The organism is Marinobacterium litorale DSM 23545 (assembly GCF_000428985.1).
GTDB classification, from domain to species: domain Bacteria; phylum Pseudomonadota; class Gammaproteobacteria; order Pseudomonadales; family Balneatricaceae; genus Marinobacterium_D; species Marinobacterium_D litorale.
Genome location: NZ_AUAZ01000019.1, coordinates 61,513 through 79,750, shown reverse-complemented (window position 1 = coordinate 79,750; position 18,238 = coordinate 61,513). Strand labels below are relative to the sequence as shown.

Below are 18,238 nucleotides of genomic sequence, written 5' to 3'. Positions count from 1 at the left end.
CGTGATGGCAGTGTGGAATCAAGCGCGGCATTATAGCCTGATCTCAAATTATTGACCAGCCTGGACATGATTGATCACTAATACTTGGTGTCGAGTTCGCCGGTCAGAACCCTTGGATCAAGGAGGTTTTCCAGCTCTGCACGATCCAGGTCGGTTTCCTGTTCGACCACGTCGATGATCGGTCGACCTTCCGCATAGGCTTGCTTGGCGAGCGCTGCAGCCTTTTCGTAGCCGATAATCCGGTTCAGCGCGGTTACTAGGATCGGGTTGCGCGACAATGCCTCAGTGATCCGCTCTTCCCGCACGTTAAAGGTGGCGATCGCCTTGTCAGCCAGTGCGACACAGGCGTTGGCCAGTAATTTTTCGCTCTCCAGCAGGTTGCTGGCAATCACCGGCAGCATCACATTGAGCTGGAAGTTACTGCGGCCAGCGCTTAACGATACGGTGGTATCGTTGCCGCAGATCTGCATGCAGGCCATCAAAACGGCTTCGGGAATCACCGGGTTAACTTTGCCCGGCATAATTGAAGAGCCGGGTTGCAGTGCTTCCAACTCAATTTCCCCCAAGCCGGCCAGTGGGCCTGAGTTCATCCAGCGCAGATCATCAGCAATTTTGATCAGGGCGGTGGCAGAGGTTCGCATCTGAGCGGAGAGGTCCAGTGCGGTGTCCTGGCTGGAGAGAGCGGTGAAAAAGCAGGGCGCGGGGCTCAGCGTCATACCGGTCCGCGCACTGAGATTACGACAGAACAGACGAGGGAAGGCCGCCGGGGCATTGATACCGGTTCCCACCGCGGTGCCCCCCTGAGCCAACTGTGCAAGACGCGGGCTCACCTGCTCAAGGCGTTCGATACAGGCTTTTATCTGGTGGCGCCAGCCGGTGAGTTCCTGGTCCATCCGCACCGGCATGGCATCCATCAGGTGGGTGCGACCGGTTTTCACCACGCCGGTCAGGGACGAGGCCTTGCGTCGAATCGCACTGTCCAAATGGCGCAGTGACGGTATCAGGCTGTTGTGCAGCACCGTCAGTGTGCTCAGATGCAGCGCAGTGGGAATAACATCGTTTGAGCTCTGGCTCATGTTGATGTGGTCGTTGGGGTGTAACTCAAGACCGGACTCCCGCTTCACCAGCTGTGAAAGCACCTCGTTCATGTTCATGTTGGTGCTGGTGCCTGAGCCTGTTTGGAAGACGTCTACCGGGAACTGCTCGTGATACTCTCCATCAACTATGTGTTGCGCGGCTGCAACAATGGCGTTGCCTGCATCGGAGTCGAGTAGACCAAGCTCCACATTGGTGCGGGCGCAGGCCGCCTTGATGTGCGCCAGGGCCACCAGAAATTCGCTGGGCAGCGTCCTGTCGCTAATCTGAAAGTTATTGATCGCCCGCTGTGTCTGTGCGCCATAGAGTGCGTCTTCAGGCACTTCTATTTTGCCCAGGCTGTCATGCTCTGTTCGGTTCATCCTTTTCCTCTCTAAAGCCGGTTCTACTCGGGTGCGGTGACGGATTGATGAGTGATCGGTGGGCTCAATCCGAGGCGCTCGCGTGTATTCTCAAGTATGGTCAACATTGACGGAACCACAACCAGAATCAGCAGGGTGCCGTAGGCCAGACCGAAGACAATGGAAGTGGCCATCGGTATCAGGAATTGGGCCTGTAGCGACGTCTCGAACAGAATGGGTGTCAATCCACCGATTGTCGTCAGCGAGGTTAATAATACGGCTCGAAGGCGCTGGCAGGCCGCTTCTACAACGGCGTCGTGCACCGACATGCCCTGTTCACGGAGCTGTTTGTAGAAGGTCACCAGGACAATCGAGTCGTTGATCACGATGCCTGACAGCCCGAATACACCAAACAGCGAGAGTACTGTGAGTGTCTGACCGGTGATGAAGTGCCCCAGCAGCGCCCCGGTGACACCCAAGGGGATCGCCAGCATCACGGTCAAAGGCCAGCTGTAGGAGGCGAATACCCAGGCGAGAATGATGTAGATCAGCGCCAGGGCGATAACAAGCCCTAACTTCATATCGGCCAGGGTCTCCCGTTGATCCCGGTTCTTGCCCTCGAAACTGCCGGTTACGCCGTACTGCGCTGAAAGCTCCGGGATGACATCGGCTCTGAGCGATTCAATTACTTCGTTGGCGTTGGTGACATTTTCGTTCAGGTCCGCCGAGACGTTGATCGATAGCTCGCCATCAATCCGCTGCAGGGAGTCGAAGCCGCGCCGGGCTTCGAACGAGACCACATTGGTAATCGGCGTCACGCTGCCATCGGGGAGTACAATAGGCAGTTGATCCAGTGTGCTCAGGTGATTACGTGCCTGCGCCGGCAGCATCACCCGCACCTTGATCTGATCCTGGCCTTCGTAGAACGACTGTACCTCCGAGCCATCAAACGCGGCGCGCAGCTGACGGCCAACTGCCTGCAGGCTCAAGCCGGTCGCTTCGCCTGAGGGGGTCAGGCTATAGATTAACTGCGAGGTTCCATAAGGCAGGTCATCGTCTACATTGGAGAGGCCACTGTAGCTCTTGAGCTCCCGCTGTAATTGCAGTGATGCCTGTTTCAGCTGGGTCAGATCCTCGCCACTGAGTTTTACCTCAATGGGTTTACCGGGCGGGCCGCTTTGATTGACGTCGATGGAGAAGCGTTCGACCCCGGCAGGTACGTTTATGCGCTCGCGCCAGGCACGAATAAACGCGGAGGTGGTCATGCCGCGCTGGTCCGATGGTTGAAGCTCCACCGACAGAACGCCGTACTCATCCCCATTGGCGTTACCGGAGCTGGTGCGGCTGAAAAACGCTGTGCGCAATCGAGCCAGACTCATTTTGACCTGTCCACCTCCGAGGGCCTCATCAGTCTCATACAGGGTTGCGCTCAGGTGATCGATAAATGCCCGAACACGGTCGGCGTCGGTACCCGCGGTGAACTGAACGCTGGCGTTCATGGTGTCCTGTTCCACGGCGGGGAAAAATGTGAATTTAATCCGTCCGCCGGCCACCAGGCCGACACTGATTATCAGCAGGGCCAGAGCCAGCGACAGCGCACTCCAGCGAAATTGGATGGCGGTTTCGATAAATGGGCGGAAGATCCGGTCGCGGAAATAGTTAAAGCCGTCGTCCAGTCGCTGGCGCAGGGCGCTCGGATGGACCGCATCGGCGCGCCGAAGGGAATGAAACAGATGACCGGGCAACACCAGAAAGCATTCCACCAGGGAAGCGAGAATGACGCAGATAACGACGGTGGGAATGTCGCCCATAATGTTGCCGATGATGCCACCGACCAGCAGCAGTGGCAGGAAGGCTGCGATTGTCGTCATGGAGGAGGCAATAACCGGCGCTTTCATGCGCTGGGCACCGCCAATGGCGGCTCGCTTCGACGGCTCGCCCATCTGGGCATGGGTCAATGTGTCCTCGCCAACGACGATGGCATCGTCGACGATAATCCCCAGCGCCATGATCAGACCAAACAGGGAGATCATGTTGATCGTGCCGCCGATGGCGTAGAGGATCGCCAGGGTGGCCATAAACGAGACAGGAATCCCCACGGTCACCCAGAGTGCAACGCGTCCGTTAAGGAACAGAAACAGGATGGCGATAACCAGAACCAAACCGCTGAGGCCGTTCTTGAGCAGCAGTTCGATACGATCCTGTATCAGTTGCCAGCGTTCCTGATACGGGATCAACTGAACACCTGCCGGTAGCGTCGGGCGGGTCTCCTGCAGCCATTGATTGAACAGCTCTGCACCGACCAGGCTGTCGTCGTTCTCGGTGCGTTTGAGCTCCAGCATAATGGCGGGCTGGCCCTGATAGCTCAGTAGAACCTGATCATCGGCGATTCGCCTCTCGACCAGGGCGATATCCCCCAGCCGTAAGAGCTGTCCATTGCCGGATGCGGAGAGGGGGAGCTGCTCAAATCCGCTGACATCGCGTTCCTGCCCAAGGCTGCGCAGTTGGCGGGAACCATCATTTTTAGCAGCGGTGCCAGCGGGCAGGTCCAGGCTGCGTTGGCGGATGCGATCCACCACCTCGGAGAATGTCATGCCCAGCCGTGCCAGTTCTTCGGGCGACAGCTGGATGGCCAGTTCCTGCTCCGGTAACCCGGCAAAGTCGATCTTGCGGATACCGCGGCTGAGCAGGTCCTGTTCGAAGCGCCGCGCCATGACGCGCAACTCATCCAGGTTGGCACGGTCGCTGGTCACGATGAGATCGGCGATGCCCTCGTAGCGTGTAACCCGTTGTACCAGCGGTTCCTCCACATCATCGGGCAGCTCTCCGCGTACCGCATCAACCTTCTGTTTGGCCTCAGACAGTGCGTAGTCGACATCGGTCCCGTCGGTCAGCTCGATACGGATGGAGGCAGACCCATCCCGTGCGGTTGAAATCAGTTGATCAATCCCGTCCAGCGAGCGTATCTCTTCCTCCAGCGGCAGGAGTATGGAGCGCTCCACATCTTCCGCGGTGGATCCGCGCCAGCTCACCTGGATGGTCAGTACGTCCAGCTCAAAGGTGGGAAAGAACTGAACATTGAGCTTTTTCAGACTGTACGCGCCGCCAAGCAGCATCAGCACCATCAACAGGTTGGCGGCGACGCGGTGCGTGGTGAACAGTGTGATCAGGCCGGAGAGGCCACCGTTGTTAGGTGTCTGCATCGTTACTCCGCCACTTCGACCAGCAAGCCGCCAATCGCATTGGGCAGCTGGGTAGTTATAACGCGGTCACCGGCCGCCAGATCGCGACTGCGGACCAAAACCTGCTGTTGGCCCGTTTCACTGCGGCGTTGGCCTACAGTCGTTACAACAACCGGTTCCAGGCGGGAGTCGACGATGCGGTAGATTCGATCAGTGCCGTAAAGGGCCGTGGGCGGTAGCGCGAAGACTCCATCCACTGGTGGAAGCCCAAGTTGCAGCGCCATTGAGCGACCCGGCTCCGGCGGGGGGAGATCGTCGGTAAAGCCGAAAAAACCATCCACACCGGCCCGGCCGGTGCTGACTGTAGCGCCCAGCCGAGAGAGAGTGAGTGTGCGCAGGGTACCATCAATGGTCGCCGTCGCCTGCACTGCCGAACCCTGCGCGAGACTGGGGCGAAGCTGGGCCAGCAGGCGTTCCGGGATCTGAGCACGAACTTCCAGCCGGTCCAGCGAATAGAGCTCGATCAGGGTGTCGCCGGAACGTACCCGGTCGCCGACGGCGACCTGTGTCGCAGCGATACGCGCGTCGTAAGGGGCGCGCACTTGCGTGCGCTCCAGATCCAGTTCAAGTTCATCGAGCGTTGCCTGAGCCTGATCGCGCTGCGCCTGAAGCTGGGCAAGACGGTTTGGATGATCATCGATCGCACTTTGCAGAGCGCTCAGGTTCAGGCGTTGCTGCTGAAGCGCGGTGCGGGCCGTATCGATCTGTTGCTGACTGACCATATTGCGCTGGGCCAGATTCTGGTATCGCTTCAGGTCTTGTTGCTTGAGTTGAACCAGCTCCTGTTGCACGCTCAGATCGGCTCGGTCCGAGCGATATCGGACCTGTTCCGCCTGAATTTGAGCCTCAATGGTATTGATCTGGGCGTGCTGCTTACGAATATCGATTACCACTTCCCGGTCGTCCAACTGGGCCAGTTGCTGGCCGGCCGAGACGTACTCGCCCTCCAGCGCTTCCAATGAGACCAGGTCTGCCTCAAGGGCGGCGCTGAGCGACGCCATCTGTGGCGTTTCGACGCTGCCATACAGCTCGATTTCAGCGCTCAAACGCTCGGGTTGCGCTTCGATGGCGCGCACGCTCCAGGAGCGTTCGCTTACCGGTTGTGCCGGTGGCTGAGGTCGGCTGGATTGCATGCCTCTGAACAGGAGGATAGCCAGTAAAATGAAGGCCAGTGGTAACAGCCATTTTAGGTGTGCGCGCAACCGGCGAGTAACGGACATTCGCGATTCCCTGTGAAATAACGTTTGATACTGGATTGGCCGTGAGTTGGATCAGGTCCGATGCCAAACCTATATTAGACTTCGCGATTGTAACGATTCGACAGGCAAAAAACTGAAAGTTTTGCAAAGCTTTACATTCAGAAGCCAGGATCTGGAGGTGAAAATGCGTCGGGGCGAAATTTTGGCACTGGATACACAGGGGTTCCACCGGCTGCGTTATCAGGAGTGGGGTAGCGCCGACAATGAGCGGGTGCTGATCTGCGTACATGGCCTGGCGCGCAACAGCCGGGACTTTGATGATCTGGCCATAGCGCTGAGTCGCAACTATCGGGTGATCTGTCCCGACCTGCCGGGCCGTGGGGAGAGCGACTGGCTCGTTGCCTCCTCCGACTATGCATTACCTCTCTATGTGCAGGATATGGTGGCGTTGATTGCCCGCCTGGGTGTCGAAAAAGTGGATTGGGTGGGCACATCCCTCGGCGGGCTGATCGGCATGGCGTTGGCGGCGCGGCCCGGTAATCCGATCCGTCGCCTTGTGTTGAACGACATCGGCCCTTACGTTCCGCAGGCGGCCCTGGCTCGAATTGCAGCTTACCTGGGCGATCCTCGATTTGCCAACGCGGCTGAAGTGGAAACGTACCTGCGCGGGCTTTATCCCGCCTTTGGCGACTTGAACGACAAACAGTGGCAGCATTTGGTGGCGCATGGCCAACGGGAGTGCGAGGATGGACGGCTGGGGCTGCATTATGACCCGGCCATTGCAGATAATGCGGCACTGGTGGGCAAGCAGGATCTGGATCTTTGGGGCCTCTGGAGCGCCGTCAGTTGTCCGCAGCTTCTGATTCAGGGTGGCGCTTCCGATGTGCTCACCTCGGAAGTGGCGCAGCGGATGAATAGAGAAAACAGCGAACTTACCCTGAAAACCCTGCCGGGGTTGGCGCACGCCCCCTCGTTGATGGAAGCGGATCATATCGCTTTGGTAGTGGAGTGGCTCAGGTCCACACAGGGCTGTTGAGGAGATGATAGAGAAACTATGAGCCTGCTGACACGTTGGCCCCGGGAACATCTGTGTTTGAGTGAAGTGGAGCGGCAGCATGCCGTGCAAGCCGTTGAACGGGCGTTCGCACCTACGGTTAAATCGTTGCAGGTTGATATTGGCCTGCAGGATCTGTTTGAAGAGATCTATGTCCCTCTGGCTGCCTGGCTGGTCGCACGTCAGCGCGGTTTGAACAAACCGCTGGTCATTGGTATCAACGGCGCGCAGGGGGCCGGGAAGTCGACGCTGTTCAACCTGTTGGAAGTGATTCTGGAGGAGGGGTTCGGGCTGAGGGTGATCGGCTTCTCCATCGACGACCTGTACAAAACCCGCGCCGAGCGCGAACGGCTGGCGCAGGAGGTTCACCCCTTAATGGAGACCCGGGGGGTTCCGGGTACGCATGATGTGGAGCTTGGGATTGAGTTGCTCGATTCGCTGATCAATGCGGGCAGTGACACCCTGACTAAAATCCCGGTATTTGATAAATCGATTGATGATCGTTGCCCGCCTACCGTTTGGCAGGAGTGGGTGGGGCCTGTGGATGTCATCGTGTTTGAGGGTTGGTGCGTGGGTGCGCTGCCGCAGTCCAGTGAAGCGTTAAGTACACCGGTGAATAGTCTGGAGGCCGAGGAAGATCCGAGCGGTGTCTGGCGCCGCTATGTGAATCAGCAACTCAATGGCCCCTATCAGTCCCTGTTCTCACGGCTTGATCTACTGCTGATGCTCAAGGTGCCCAGCATGCAGGCAGTGTATGAATGGCGTGCGCTTCAGGAGCAGAAGCTGGTAGAGCGGGTGAAATATATTTATGACACCCAGCAGCCCACGGCGCATTTAAGAATCATGAATCCCGATGAGATAAAACGCTTTATCGCACATTATGAGCGACTGACCCGGGCGATGCTGGAGGAGCTGCCTGGGCGAGCCGATGTCTGCCTGTACCTGAACGAAAATCACAAAATTCGTCAGATCAACGTGAACGCCAGCGGTTGTTCCATGGTGTTAGATCGGCAACAGGGATGATGACGCGAAGCCGACAACCACTGACTTGATCGCCCGGTTGGTCTTGTCGGCTACAATGCGTGCCATCATATCCTGATGCGCGATCAGCTTACCGAAGATTCTCTCGAAGCTCAGGTTTTGTACCCCGCTCTCGCTGATCCCGTTGCTAAGCAGAAACAGCTCACCATTGGGTTGGCGCCGGTGGTTCAGGCGCCAGGCCACGGCTTCCAGATTGCGCGCGCAGTTATAGAGTTTTTGCTGGTCGATCTCATTGAGCAGGAAAAATTCGTCCCGGTAACCGTAAGACGCGTGCAGCATACCGCTGATACCCACCATCAACGCAAAGACACGGTCCCCTCTGAACTCCGGCTCAAAAGCCAGTGGTATCGCTTCAACACCATAGCGGTTGCCGAGTTCGGCATGATTGATCCGGCGCGGCGCGTCAAGAAGCTGGCTGAGGCGCTTTGCCAGGGTGGTTCCGGGCGGTGCTTTTTTCAGCTCCCGGGGATTGCGTTTGTAGAGTTTGATCGTCAGCTCGCGTACCAGGGCATTAACCGCATTGACGTGAGCATCGGCCACCATGTCGATGTCGGATTTGGCGAGGCTTTTCAGCTGGAACGGCCGGTTGTTTTCGCCCCCGGCACAGCCCTGCAACAGGAGCAGAATGATCAAGGCGAAGGCTCGAGTCATCATTTCAGGGTTGTTCCTTTGGAGTTGGCAGAGGTTTATCGTGCAGTCTGAATACGCTCAGGTTATCCGCGGCGGGGGCATCCAGGTCTTCGGTGGTAAAGCTGATGCCGCCACCCACCAGCGTTTCCAGGCTGGCCACATCCACGCTTACACCGCTGAACAATCCTGCGTCGGCACGCACCCCGCTGTGTTTGGCAAAGCGGCTTGAGGCTCTGACCAGAGTCGTATGCGCCGGGTCGATATTGGCGTAGACCCTGACGCCATCTCCGCGCAAATTAAGTTCATAGCCGGTCACCTTACCAACCGGGACTTCACGGAACAGGACCGGACTGCCGGGCGCGATGGAGCCCAGGCGGTCGCTCTCAAGAACAACCGTTATGCCGGGGCCTGGCTGGTATGGTGGAGGCTGGCGCAGGGCCAGAAAAACGTTGGTGGGTGCTCCCTGTCCCGGCAGAGCCTCCACATGATTGCCAAACAGCAGATTGCCTGGGTTTTCGATACCGCTGAGCCGGATCAAGGGTTCTGAAATCCAGAATCGCGAGCCTTCCTTAGCCAGGAATCGAGCCTCTTTGAACAGGCTGGCCCGTGCGATACGCGCTCCGCTTTCACCTGCCACGTTGATGCGATCGATTCGACCGACCGGTTGGCCGCGATAGCGGATTGGAGCCCCTTCAGGGAGTTCGGCACCGGGCGCGAAATGGATGACTATGGGGACCGCCTGCTCACGGCTGGCCTGCTCGGTATCGTAAAGGGTAAAACGGTGCTTGGAACTCACAGGCTCACCGTCCGGATCAGTGGCGAATGCAATCCCCCCCTTCATCAGCTGCGACAGTGAACGCGAGCGCACATTGACCCCATCACGAAGGTTAGCTCGCGCGTTAAAGCCCCCGGCAACCCAGAACCGGGTGTTGGAATTGATCAGATCTCCGTAGGGCGCATCCACTGACAGGCGTACCTGCACCGCTTGGCCGGATTCACTCAGCGCGTAGTGACTGACCTCGCCCACTGGCACGCCGCGTAACAGGACAGGAGAGCCAACGGCGATTGCATCACGCTGGTCTGCCTCCAGGAGTACCGCGGTGCGTTGTTCTTCAGGTTCCAGCAGTGCGCCGCCATCGCTGGCGCTGTCCCGGTCCGGGTAGAGCTCAAAGCGTTGGTTCTCTTTGGCCTCTTTGGCGTGAGTCCGGGCGGGGTTTAACAGGCTGATACCACCGCGAAGCAGGGTCTCGAAGCTTCCGGTTTCCAGCGACACGCCGCTGTCGATATCGGCGGCAAAGCGTATTCCACTGCTGTTCCAGAAGCGGCTGTCTTTATGGATCAGGGATCGGTATGCCTCTTCGATGACCGCATGAATCTGAATCTTGCGGCCATCATCGGTCAGTTCAAAGCCACTGACTGTGCCAATTGGCATCTGGCGATAGAGTATTGGCGAGCCTCGGCTGATCGAGCCCAGGCGTTCCGTAATCAGCCGGATGGGCAATCCCTCGTAGACCGGCGGGCGCGCCGGCGGCGTGCTGGACGCTTCAAAGCTGAAACGTTCCTGCCCGGGTCCGGGCGCCATTTCGATGTGACGACCTCTAAGCAGGCTCTGAACGTTGAGTGCCTCCGGTCCGAACTCCTGGGCCGAGAGCCAGAAACGGGTCCCCTCTCTGAGCAGGGCGCGTGCTCTTGGATCGATCACCAGCTCCACGTTGAGGGTGTCAAAATCCTCGGTCAGTTTGATATCGCGCACGCGGCCTACCGGTACGCCCCGGCTGAGCACTTCTGTGCCCACACTCAGCTGTGTGGTTCCGGGAAAGCTCAGTTGTACCGGTATCCCATCCTCTGCGGCTTCGTAGTCGGCAAACAGCCGGAACTGCTCGCCGTCCTCCGCTTCAGGGCCTTCCATTGGGTGGGGCGTGTAGAAATGGACGCCGCCGGCGATGATCGTGGCTAAGGAGCCGACCCGAATATCGATCTCCGGTAGCTTGCCACTGATTTCAATGCTGGAGGCATTCCAGAACCGGGAGTGTTTGCGCACAAGGTGGGCGTATTGAGACTCGACAAACACATCCACCAGGATCCGTTCGCCATTGCCTGCGAGCCGGTAATCCAGTACCTCACCGACAGTGATATCGCGATAGTAGACCGGTGAGCCACGATGCACGGCACGTACAGAGTCGGCGAACAAGGTGATATACAAGCCCTCCTCGTCATGAACGGCCGGGGGCGGCTCGTGTAATGCCTGAAAGCTGCGGCTAGGATCACCCTCACCGGGTCTGATGGCGATATAGTGGCCCGAGACCAGCGTTTCCAGACCGCGGACGCCCGAAAGCGAAATCTGCGGTTTGACCAGCCAGAAGCGGGTGCCCTCTCTAAGCAGGGCCTCGGCATGGGCGGCGATCTCGATCTGAGCCGTGACACTTTGCAGATCGTCGTTCAGACGCAGATTACGGACCGTGCCGGAGGGAAGTCCACGATAGATAACGCGGGTTTTGTTCTCTTCCAGCCCCTCGGCGGACGCAAACTGAACTTCGATTACGACCCCCGCCTCACTGTAGCTTTTGTAAACCAGCCAGCCCGCAATCAATGCTGCCAGGAGCGGTAGAATCCAGACGGCGGACGGTCCCCGATGACGGCGCACAACCGGACGTATCTCATCGCCGTTTTGTTCAAGGGTTGGGTCCACGGGGTGCCTCCTGCAGGTGTCGATCCCAGATCAGACGGGTATCCAGCGCATTCGCCGCAAGCATGGTGAAAATGACGACGCCTCCAAAGGCGATTGCCCCTGCCTGACCATCGATATAGGCCAGATTACCAAACTGAACTAACGCGACCAGTATACCAACCACAAAAATATCCAGCATCGACCAGCGCCCAATCCAGTGGACGATACGGAACATCACCATCTTCTGCTCCATGTTGGTTGTCCAGCCGCGCTGAATCGCCAGTAAGAGTGTTGCCAGCGCCAGTATTTTGCCCACGGGAATCAGGATGCTGGCAGCGAGAACGACAAAGGCGATCACCCAGAGCCCATGGTTGGCCAGTTCAATAACGCCGGCGAGAATCGTGGAGGGCTCACCCCGTCCCAGCATCGTAACCCGCATGATCGGCAACAGGTTGGCGGGCAGCAACAGGAAGGTTGCGGTTAATAGCAGTGCCCAGGTCCGGACCAGAGACTGGGGCTTACGCTGGTGAAGCTTCGCCCCGCAGCGTGGGCAGTGCTCCCCGTCCATCGCCAGGGGCCAGAGTCCATTGCAGTCATGGCAACTGATTATCGACTGCGCACAGGCGCTGTATTTCCAGTTATACATCCGTGCTCCTCCGTGTCAGCCGATCAATACGGTGCCAGAACAGGTCCTTGTCCAGATGAATCGAGCTTAACGAGGTTACAACGATCAGCGCCGCCAGGCTGTACAGCCCCAAACCCGGTTCGACACGGGCAATGTCGACCAGTTTTACAACGGATACCAGTACCGCTATCAGGTAAACCTCCAGCATGCCCCACTGGTCCAGGTGTTGATAACTGCGCATGGCTAACTTCAGCCCCGGCCAGGCTTTTTCCTGATGCAGCGCGCTGGAGAGGTAGGCCAGAAGCAGTAACTTGCATATCGGTACCACGATGGCGAACAACAGAATACACAAGGCAACCAACGGCAGCTGGCCCCGATAGAGTGCCATGGCGCTGGAAAAGATCGTCTGATCCTGTTCACGCCCCAGGACTTCCAGCGTCAGTACCGGGAACAGGTTGGCCGGAATCAGCAGAATGAGGCCAGCCAGGGCTAAAGCGAGAGAACGCTCTACGCTGTTGGCATGGTTGGAAATCAGACGAGAACCGCAGCGCGGACAGACCAGAATACGCTCTTCGTGAACGTCAGGCCGGCCCATCAGCAAGTCGCATTCATGGCATGCCAGGTGAGTGTCGTTGAGGCTGGAGGGCATATGGGGTTCGCTATTCCGGTAACAAAATGTCGGGGAGCTGATCGAGCGCAGCAAACGCCGGTTCATATCGTTTATAGTAGGCGCCACTGAAGTTTCCCACAGGAGAGCAAAATGGCCAATCAGTACAGCGATGTCGCCGGGCTTCGCCGAGAGTATGTCGCCAGTGGTCTGCACAAGACAGATCTGAGTGCGGATCCGTTTGACCAATTCCAGCGCTGGTTCGACAAAGCGTTGCTTGCGCACCCTGACGACGCAACGTCGATGACGCTGGCGACTGCCGATGAACAGGGGCGTCCGGGGGCTCGTATCGTGTTGCTCAAGCATTTCGACAAACACGGGTTCTGCTGGTTTACCGATTTTCGCAGTGAAAAGGGTGAGCAGCTTAAGGAAAATCCCTACGCCGAAATACTGTTTTATTGGTACGGGTTGGAGCGCCAGGTGAGAATTCGAGGCCCGGTGGAGCAGCTGGATTATGCCTTTGGCGAGCGCTATTTCAACGAGCGCCCCCTGGGTAGCCGGATCAGCGCCGCTGTGTCACATCAGAGTGCGCCGGTGGATAGTCGCTCAACGTTGGAAAAAGCGGTAGAGCAGATGCGTGAGAAGCCAGAGTCAGAGATTATCTGTCCGGAGACCTGGGGCGGCTACCGGTTGATTCCGGAACGTTTCGAGTTTTGGCAGGGGCGCGAAAACCGTTTGCACGATCGGTTCCGCTACGAGTTCGCCGATGAACAGTGGCAGATTCATCGTCTGCAACCCTGAATCCGGAGTGATTTCCATGAAAATAGGCAAAGATGCCGCCGTCTTCTTTCGCTACAACCTGGCTCCGCAGGGCCAGGAAGTCGAGTTCCCCGGTGACGAAGAGCCTCTGCTCAGTTATCTGCATGGCCAAGGGCAGTTGGTGCCTGGGCTGGAAGCCGCGCTTGAGGGACATGAAGCCGGAGATCGGTTTGCCGTGAGCCTGTCTCCTGATCAAGCCTGGGGAGAGCGGGATGAGTCGCTGATCGAACACATTGAGCGCGAGGCGTTCGCGGGTATAAAAGATTTACGCCCCGGCAAGGTGATTCAGGTGAGCGGCGAGGACAACAAACCAACCCTGGCACGGGTTGTCAGTCTGGATAACCGGACGGTGGTTATCGATACCAATCATCCCTATGCCGGCGTCAGCCTTGAGTTCCGCGTTGAAGTGACTGCGGTCAGAGATGCCACGCCAGAGGAGCTTGTCAGCAAGATCGTCTCAGACGCTGCCCAGTAATTTCTCGCCACACCACACCTCAAGACTCTCACACCTGCGCACTGCCGATGAGTTATACATCATTCGGCAGTGCTCACATCACCTTTTCCCGCCATTTCAAATCTCCGATCTGAACATTCAGCCACTCAAAACCAATACGTCTGGCGACAGCTGCTGCGCCATCCAGGCTTTTGAATTCACGTTCTCCTTTTGAACGCTGAAGATTCAAAACCACAACTTCACTATCCCGTGTAACGAACTTCAAAGTCCATCCGCGCGACATTGAAATCGGTATTGCCTGACATGATTCGAAGACGCCCGCCTTAAAAAGAAGTTTAATTTCTCTTTCTTGCATCGTCTTTATCCTTATTTGAGTTATCAATTATTCATTAATGATGATTCTATAATGGATTTCGGTTTGAGGCAAACTTTCGACCCGTATTTTGATCCTTCAAGTCTTTGTTTTTAAAAGGTTTTTATATTATTTTTCTATAGGCTGGCCGATTCGTGTCTTTATCTGTAAGTTGCTGTTTTTACAGTGGTTTTTATTAATGATTTTTTATATCAATAAGTAATTAAAAGTGCTTTTTGTATAAATTTGGTTATTTAAAAATATACTTTGATTTATCAATAACTATTTTTTGATGAGTCGTTCACGGATTGTGGAGCGCAGGCTAACAACCTGAAAAGAAGTGCTGCGTGCAGGCGGGGAGTTGGTGTATAAATTCGAGCCATTAGGAGAACTGACTGAGCACGGTCATGGGAGGGTGAGATGCCGACGTATGATTACCGTTGCGGCGAGAATGGCAGGGTGGTCGAAGTGAGCCATGCCATGAGTGAAAGGATTGATACCTGGGGGGAGCTGTGTGAACAGGCGGGTCTGGAAGTGGGTGAAACTTCACCACAGGCCAAAGTCGAACGTTTGGCAAACGGCGGGCAGATCGTGCGCCACAGCAGTCTCGGTGACAAGGCAACGCCCTGTCAGACCGGTGCTCCCTGTTGCGGCGCCTCTGCCTGCGGGGTCGGAAAGTACTGAATCAGCTTTCTTTGGCGACAGCCAGGCGAGCGCGAAGAGCATCTTCCACACGGGTCAGATGCTCTTGCATCTCCTTGACGGAGCTATCGCTGTCGCTGAATTCCGGCGTATACCGGAACATGTCGAGCATCTCGACCAGAAAGCGTTCTTCATTCATCTGCTTGAGCTGTTCAGCAGTCCAGATTTTCGTTTTTGTTGGCATCTTCATCTCCTTCATTGATGATGCGGAAACCGCCGCCCGATAAAACCTTTATTCGGGGTCGTCCCCTTTTCAGTAATGGGTCAGAGCCCGACTTTTTTCAAGGGTTCCCTTAAAGAGTATCGCTTGAGCTGCGTCAATAACGACCGACTGTAATCGCGTTAATCTAACCCTAACGTTAAACAGAGCAAAAGGTGAGAGTTATGTTTGGTGTAGATGCGTACAGTCTTGAGGTTCTGATCCCGAGCCTTGTCGGTGTTGCAGCTATGGCCGGCGTAATGGTCTGGGCGTTTGTTAAAGTACGCAAATTGATGAACGAAGAGCCCAAGAAGAAGTAATTGCTGCCACAGTGCCTCCTCGCAAGGCCCGCCGTTTGGTGGGCCTTTTCCGTTATGCCTGAACACGGAGCATTTATTTCAGCTTCACGATGATGGCGGAGCAGAGGGAAACGGGTATCCTGTCTGAATGAATATTTGGGCTTTGGACAAGGATCAGCCGATCCGACACCTGCTGATACTGCTCGAAGCGCAGCTGGGAACGGGCCGTTTTACGGTGGACGTCCATTCGGGCTGTGATCGCCAGGCCGTCTTTATTCACCAACCGGATGAACCCGGTTTACGCGCCTATCTCTATACGCTGGGTCAGGCACCGGATCGTTACGGTGTTCATCTGGAATATCCGGCCGGAAACGCCGCCGGTAATCTTCTGGAAGTGATGGAAAACCTGCCTTTATCCATGCTGGTTGAGACGCTTGCCGTGCATTTCGATATCCCGGTTATACACCCCCTCCCGACGCGGTGATTGTGACTATACTTGTATTGGATGGTTGCTCTGATCAATGACAGGTGGCCAGGAGATACAAGGAACTAACAGACGATAGTCAGGCTTATGATCAATCCAGTATTGCCGCAGGTGTTGAGAGTGTTGCGTCAACATCCAGAAGGGATCAGCGAATATCGGTTGATGAAAGAGTTGGATCGCGAGCATCTGTTTGAAGAACAGGAGCGTGTCGGAGGGGATATGTTACCCCTCTACCGCAAGCACTTTCTGATCATGAACGCGCTGTATGATTTACAGGATATCCTTTGGGAGGAGGAGAGCCGGGTACTTGAAATATCCCCGCTGTATATAGCCCTGCATGACCGTCAAGGGAAACACGATGACGACAGCGAGCCCGCGTGGTACCCGTTACTGAGTGAGTATTATCTAGACTGGGACTATTACCGAACTACGACCGAGGAAGATATCGATCAAATGATGCGTGAGCTGCGCGAGCAGCACATGCCAAGACACTGATCGCTTCTCTATGAGGGTGTCCGTTGAATACGGGCAAGAAGTTTGTCCAGATGCTGAGCGAACTCACGTCGGTCTGACTGGCTCAACGGCGCAGGTCCTTCTGTCTGGATACCGCTTGCGCGCAGGGTCTCCATGAAATCACGCATGTTGACACGGGCGCGAATGTTTTCCGTGCTGAACAACTCGCCTCGCGGGCTCAGTGCTTGAGCGCCAAGCGCGATCACTTCCGCGGCTAACGGCAGGTCCGCTGTGATGACCAGATCGCCGGCATCGCACCGTCTGACAATTTCATGGTCCGCCACATCGGGCCCCGCCTCGACACGAATGGACGTGATATGAGGATCGGGCGGAACCCTGAGTGGCTGATTCGCAACGAGTGTTGTTGAGATGCCGGTGCGCTGCGCGGCCCGGAAGAGTATCTCCTTGATCACGGCAGGACAGGCATCCGCGTCGACCCAGATATGCATCACGTTTTTCTCTTAAAAAAGGTCAGTTTAACACTGAATCAGTCAGCCCAACCGGAGCCGATTGCGCGCCAGGGGAGTTTCAGGCCGAGCTCTGGTACCTGGTCGGCCAGCCACGCGGGGAATGTATTGCTGTTGGGCCCCGGAAAAACCCGGTATTCATGCTTCCAGGGATAGGTTTTGGCGGCGGCCTCGATTTTTTTGATTAATTGATCAATGCCTTCTCCGCGTCGATCCAGCAGTAGCTCCGGACGTGCGCCGTACCAGTATCGATCTGGCGCATCCTGAGCGATACGCAGTACCGGCAGGCCCCGTTTTTCCCGCCAGCCAATGACTTCATACACGGTATAACTGTCCGCATGACTGGGCTTGGTTGCAATCCAGGTGTGTACGGCAAAATAGCCACGCCATCCCCAGGCATCAGCGGCATACGCCTGCACGACGGCCTCCGGTGTGTCGGCGGGAGAGGGCGCAATCCCCGCAGGTTCGCGGCTGGCTGTACGCCAGCCATCGCTGGAGCAGCCGGTCAACACAAGTGCGGTAATTAGCAGGCCGATCTTGCGGTGCATGGGGAACTCTCCTGAATTAAACCTGTTCTATACGATAACAGCAGATAGTTGGTTTTACTCAGCGTCAGTATGGGTTTTTGCTGATGCGCACTGATTGAAGGAACAACGATGGTAGATATTGACCATACTCGCGTAGTGACGTCCCCTGACAATGAGCGGTTAAAGCGGTTGACGACGATTGTTTACCTGCTGCAAGCGCTCTCGTTTATCATACCGATCACGTTTCTGGCCGCTTTGATCGTTAACTATGTCAAACGTTCGGAGGTTCGGGGAACGATCTACGAAAGTCATTTCCGCTGGCAGATTCGCACCTTTTGGTACACGGCGATCTGGTTTTTTGTGGGTTATCTGTCGTTGATTGTTCTGGTGGGATATTTGATTCTGCTGGGTGGGACTCTGTGGGTGATTTACAGAATCGCCCGTGGCTGGTTCCGCTTGAGCGAGAACCAGTCAATCTGATGGAGAAAGTGCTTAATTTTAGGCCTTGTCAGGCTGTACGGCGCTCACGGTCAAGGATGCTGTTGACATCCAGTGATCGAATCGGGATATCGCTGCGCCGCGGGATTTCGCCGGCGAGTTGAAGACGCAGGTAGCGCATGGCACACACGCGCAAAAATGAGGTGAAATTGTGAATGTCATGGCCGGCATCAAGCGCTTCCGCATAGAGCCGACTCACCATTTGCGGAACGTTCATCTCATCGCGCCGCGCCACTTCGGTCAGCACGCACCAGAAGTAGTTTTCCAGACGGATGCTGGTCACCATATCGTTAATGCGCAGTGATCGGGTTGAACTTTCCCAGAGTGTTGGATCCGCCTCGATAAACAGTTTACACATCGTGTCACCTCGCCAGTTATTTTTATTCTGTTCGAGTTAATGGGCGGCTGAGTCAATCCACCCG

21 protein-coding genes are annotated in these 18,238 nt (G+C 56.5%); 9 read left to right on the top strand and 12 right to left on the bottom strand.

Annotation, left to right across the window (positions count from 1 at the left end):
- Nucleotides 1-77: 77 nt before the first annotated feature.
- The 3 genes from G403_RS0114340 to G403_RS0114330 are packed head-to-tail and all read right to left on the bottom strand — an operon-like array spanning nt 78 to nt 5,898.
- A complete protein-coding gene (locus G403_RS0114340) occupies nt 78-1,457 on the bottom strand; it encodes a class II fumarate hydratase (RefSeq protein ID WP_027854589.1) in 1,380 nt (459 codons plus the stop codon).
- Between the two features lie 23 nt (nt 1,458-1,480).
- Nucleotides 1,481-4,639, bottom strand: a complete 3,159-nt coding sequence (locus tag G403_RS23470) for an efflux RND transporter permease subunit (protein WP_051299068.1) — start codon at nt 4,637-4,639, stop codon at nt 1,481-1,483.
- Nucleotides 4,640-4,641: 2 nt separating this feature from the next.
- Nucleotides 4,642-5,898 carry an efflux RND transporter periplasmic adaptor subunit gene (locus tag G403_RS0114330; RefSeq protein ID WP_027854588.1) on the bottom strand — a complete coding sequence of 419 codons (1,257 nt, stop codon included), beginning with the start codon at nt 5,896-5,898 and terminating at the stop codon, nt 4,642-4,644.
- Between the two features lie 163 nt (nt 5,899-6,061).
- Here G403_RS0114330 and G403_RS0114325 point away from each other — a divergent pair, with 163 nt between their 5' ends.
- Together G403_RS0114325 and G403_RS23465 are read left to right on the top strand one after the other, a co-directional pair.
- Nucleotides 6,062-6,913 (top strand): alpha/beta fold hydrolase, encoded by an 852-nt coding sequence (locus G403_RS0114325; RefSeq protein WP_027854587.1) that lies wholly within the window; start codon nt 6,062-6,064, stop codon nt 6,911-6,913.
- An 18-nt stretch (nt 6,914-6,931) separates the two neighbouring features.
- Nucleotides 6,932-7,954: a hypothetical protein gene (locus tag G403_RS23465; protein ID WP_051299066.1), complete on the top strand. Its 1,023-nt coding sequence runs from the start codon at nt 6,932-6,934 to the stop codon at nt 7,952-7,954.
- Here the strand turns inward: G403_RS23465 and G403_RS0114315 are convergent.
- The 4 genes from G403_RS0114315 to G403_RS23455 are packed head-to-tail and all read right to left on the bottom strand — an operon-like array spanning nt 7,934 to nt 12,631.
- Nucleotides 7,934-8,626 (bottom strand): hypothetical protein, encoded by a 693-nt coding sequence (locus tag G403_RS0114315; RefSeq protein WP_027854586.1) that lies wholly within the window; start codon nt 8,624-8,626, stop codon nt 7,934-7,936. The genes G403_RS23465 and G403_RS0114315 overlap by 21 nt on opposite strands.
- A gap of 1 nt (nt 8,627) precedes the next feature.
- Entirely contained in the window at nt 8,628-11,291 is a 2,664-nt protein-coding gene (locus tag G403_RS0114310) for an MlaD family protein (RefSeq protein ID WP_027854585.1), read from the bottom strand.
- Entirely contained in the window at nt 11,275-11,916 is a 642-nt protein-coding gene (locus G403_RS23460; RefSeq protein ID WP_051299064.1) for a paraquat-inducible protein A, read from the bottom strand. The genes G403_RS0114310 and G403_RS23460 overlap by 17 nt, the downstream gene beginning before the upstream one ends.
- Complete coding sequence (locus G403_RS23455) at nt 11,909-12,631, bottom strand: paraquat-inducible protein A (RefSeq protein WP_156899710.1); 723 nt, start codon at nt 12,629-12,631, stop codon at nt 11,909-11,911. Before G403_RS23455 ends, G403_RS23460 begins: the two co-directional genes overlap by 8 nt.
- 24 nt (nt 12,632-12,655) lie before the next feature.
- Here G403_RS23455 and pdxH point away from each other — a divergent pair, with 24 nt between their 5' ends.
- Nucleotides 12,656-13,303 carry a pyridoxamine 5'-phosphate oxidase gene (gene pdxH, locus G403_RS0114295; RefSeq protein WP_027854584.1) on the top strand — a complete coding sequence of 216 codons (648 nt, stop codon included), beginning with the start codon at nt 12,656-12,658 and terminating at the stop codon, nt 13,301-13,303.
- Nucleotides 13,304-13,319: 16 nt separating this feature from the next.
- A complete protein-coding gene (locus tag G403_RS0114290) occupies nt 13,320-13,796 on the top strand; it encodes an FKBP-type peptidyl-prolyl cis-trans isomerase (RefSeq protein ID WP_027854583.1) in 477 nt (158 codons plus the stop codon).
- A gap of 73 nt (nt 13,797-13,869) precedes the next feature.
- Here G403_RS0114290 and G403_RS0114285 read toward each other — a convergent pair whose 3' ends face one another.
- Complete coding sequence (locus G403_RS0114285) at nt 13,870-14,130, bottom strand: hypothetical protein (RefSeq protein WP_027854582.1); 261 nt, start codon at nt 14,128-14,130, stop codon at nt 13,870-13,872.
- Between the two features lie 417 nt (nt 14,131-14,547).
- On the opposite strand from G403_RS0114285, the gene G403_RS0114280 reads away from it, so the two are divergent.
- On the top strand, nt 14,548-14,811 hold the full coding sequence (locus G403_RS0114280) for an FmdB family zinc ribbon protein (RefSeq protein WP_027854581.1): 264 nt from the start codon (nt 14,548-14,550) through the stop codon (nt 14,809-14,811).
- A gap of 1 nt (nt 14,812) precedes the next feature.
- Here the strand turns inward: G403_RS0114280 and G403_RS0114275 are convergent, their stop codons facing one another.
- Nucleotides 14,813-15,013: a hypothetical protein gene (locus G403_RS0114275; protein ID WP_027854580.1), complete on the bottom strand. Its 201-nt coding sequence runs from the start codon at nt 15,011-15,013 to the stop codon at nt 14,813-14,815.
- Nucleotides 15,014-15,213: 200 nt separating this feature from the next.
- Here G403_RS0114275 and G403_RS25795 point away from each other — a divergent pair, with 200 nt between their 5' ends.
- From G403_RS25795 to G403_RS23450, 3 genes are all read left to right on the top strand, one after another.
- Nucleotides 15,214-15,348, top strand: a complete 135-nt coding sequence (locus G403_RS25795) for a hypothetical protein (RefSeq protein WP_281171148.1) — start codon at nt 15,214-15,216, stop codon at nt 15,346-15,348.
- Nucleotides 15,349-15,475: 127 nt separating this feature from the next.
- Entirely contained in the window at nt 15,476-15,811 is a 336-nt protein-coding gene (locus tag G403_RS0114265; RefSeq protein ID WP_027854579.1) for a hypothetical protein, read from the top strand.
- Between the two features lie 87 nt (nt 15,812-15,898).
- A complete protein-coding gene (locus G403_RS23450) occupies nt 15,899-16,306 on the top strand; it encodes a DNA-J related domain-containing protein (RefSeq protein ID WP_051299062.1) in 408 nt (135 codons plus the stop codon).
- 8 nt (nt 16,307-16,314) lie between these two features.
- Here the strand turns inward: G403_RS23450 and G403_RS0114255 are convergent, their stop codons facing one another.
- Nucleotides 16,315-16,773 carry a YaiI/YqxD family protein gene (locus G403_RS0114255; RefSeq protein ID WP_027854578.1) on the bottom strand — a complete coding sequence of 153 codons (459 nt, stop codon included), beginning with the start codon at nt 16,771-16,773 and terminating at the stop codon, nt 16,315-16,317.
- 38 nt (nt 16,774-16,811) lie between these two features.
- Nucleotides 16,812-17,339: a DUF3750 domain-containing protein gene (locus G403_RS0114250; RefSeq protein ID WP_027854577.1), complete on the bottom strand. Its 528-nt coding sequence runs from the start codon at nt 17,337-17,339 to the stop codon at nt 16,812-16,814.
- Nucleotides 17,340-17,447: 108 nt separating this feature from the next.
- Between G403_RS0114250 and G403_RS0114245 the strand changes: the two genes are divergently transcribed.
- The gene (locus G403_RS0114245) at nt 17,448-17,798 is read left to right on the top strand and encodes a DUF4870 family protein (protein ID WP_036233912.1); all 351 of its coding nucleotides are present in this window, start codon (nt 17,448-17,450) and stop codon (nt 17,796-17,798) included.
- Nucleotides 17,799-17,826: 28 nt separating this feature from the next.
- Here G403_RS0114245 and G403_RS0114240 read toward each other — a convergent pair whose 3' ends face one another.
- Complete coding sequence (locus tag G403_RS0114240; RefSeq protein ID WP_027854575.1) at nt 17,827-18,174, bottom strand: ribbon-helix-helix domain-containing protein; 348 nt, start codon at nt 18,172-18,174, stop codon at nt 17,827-17,829.
- Between the last annotated feature and the right edge of the window lie 64 nt (nt 18,175-18,238).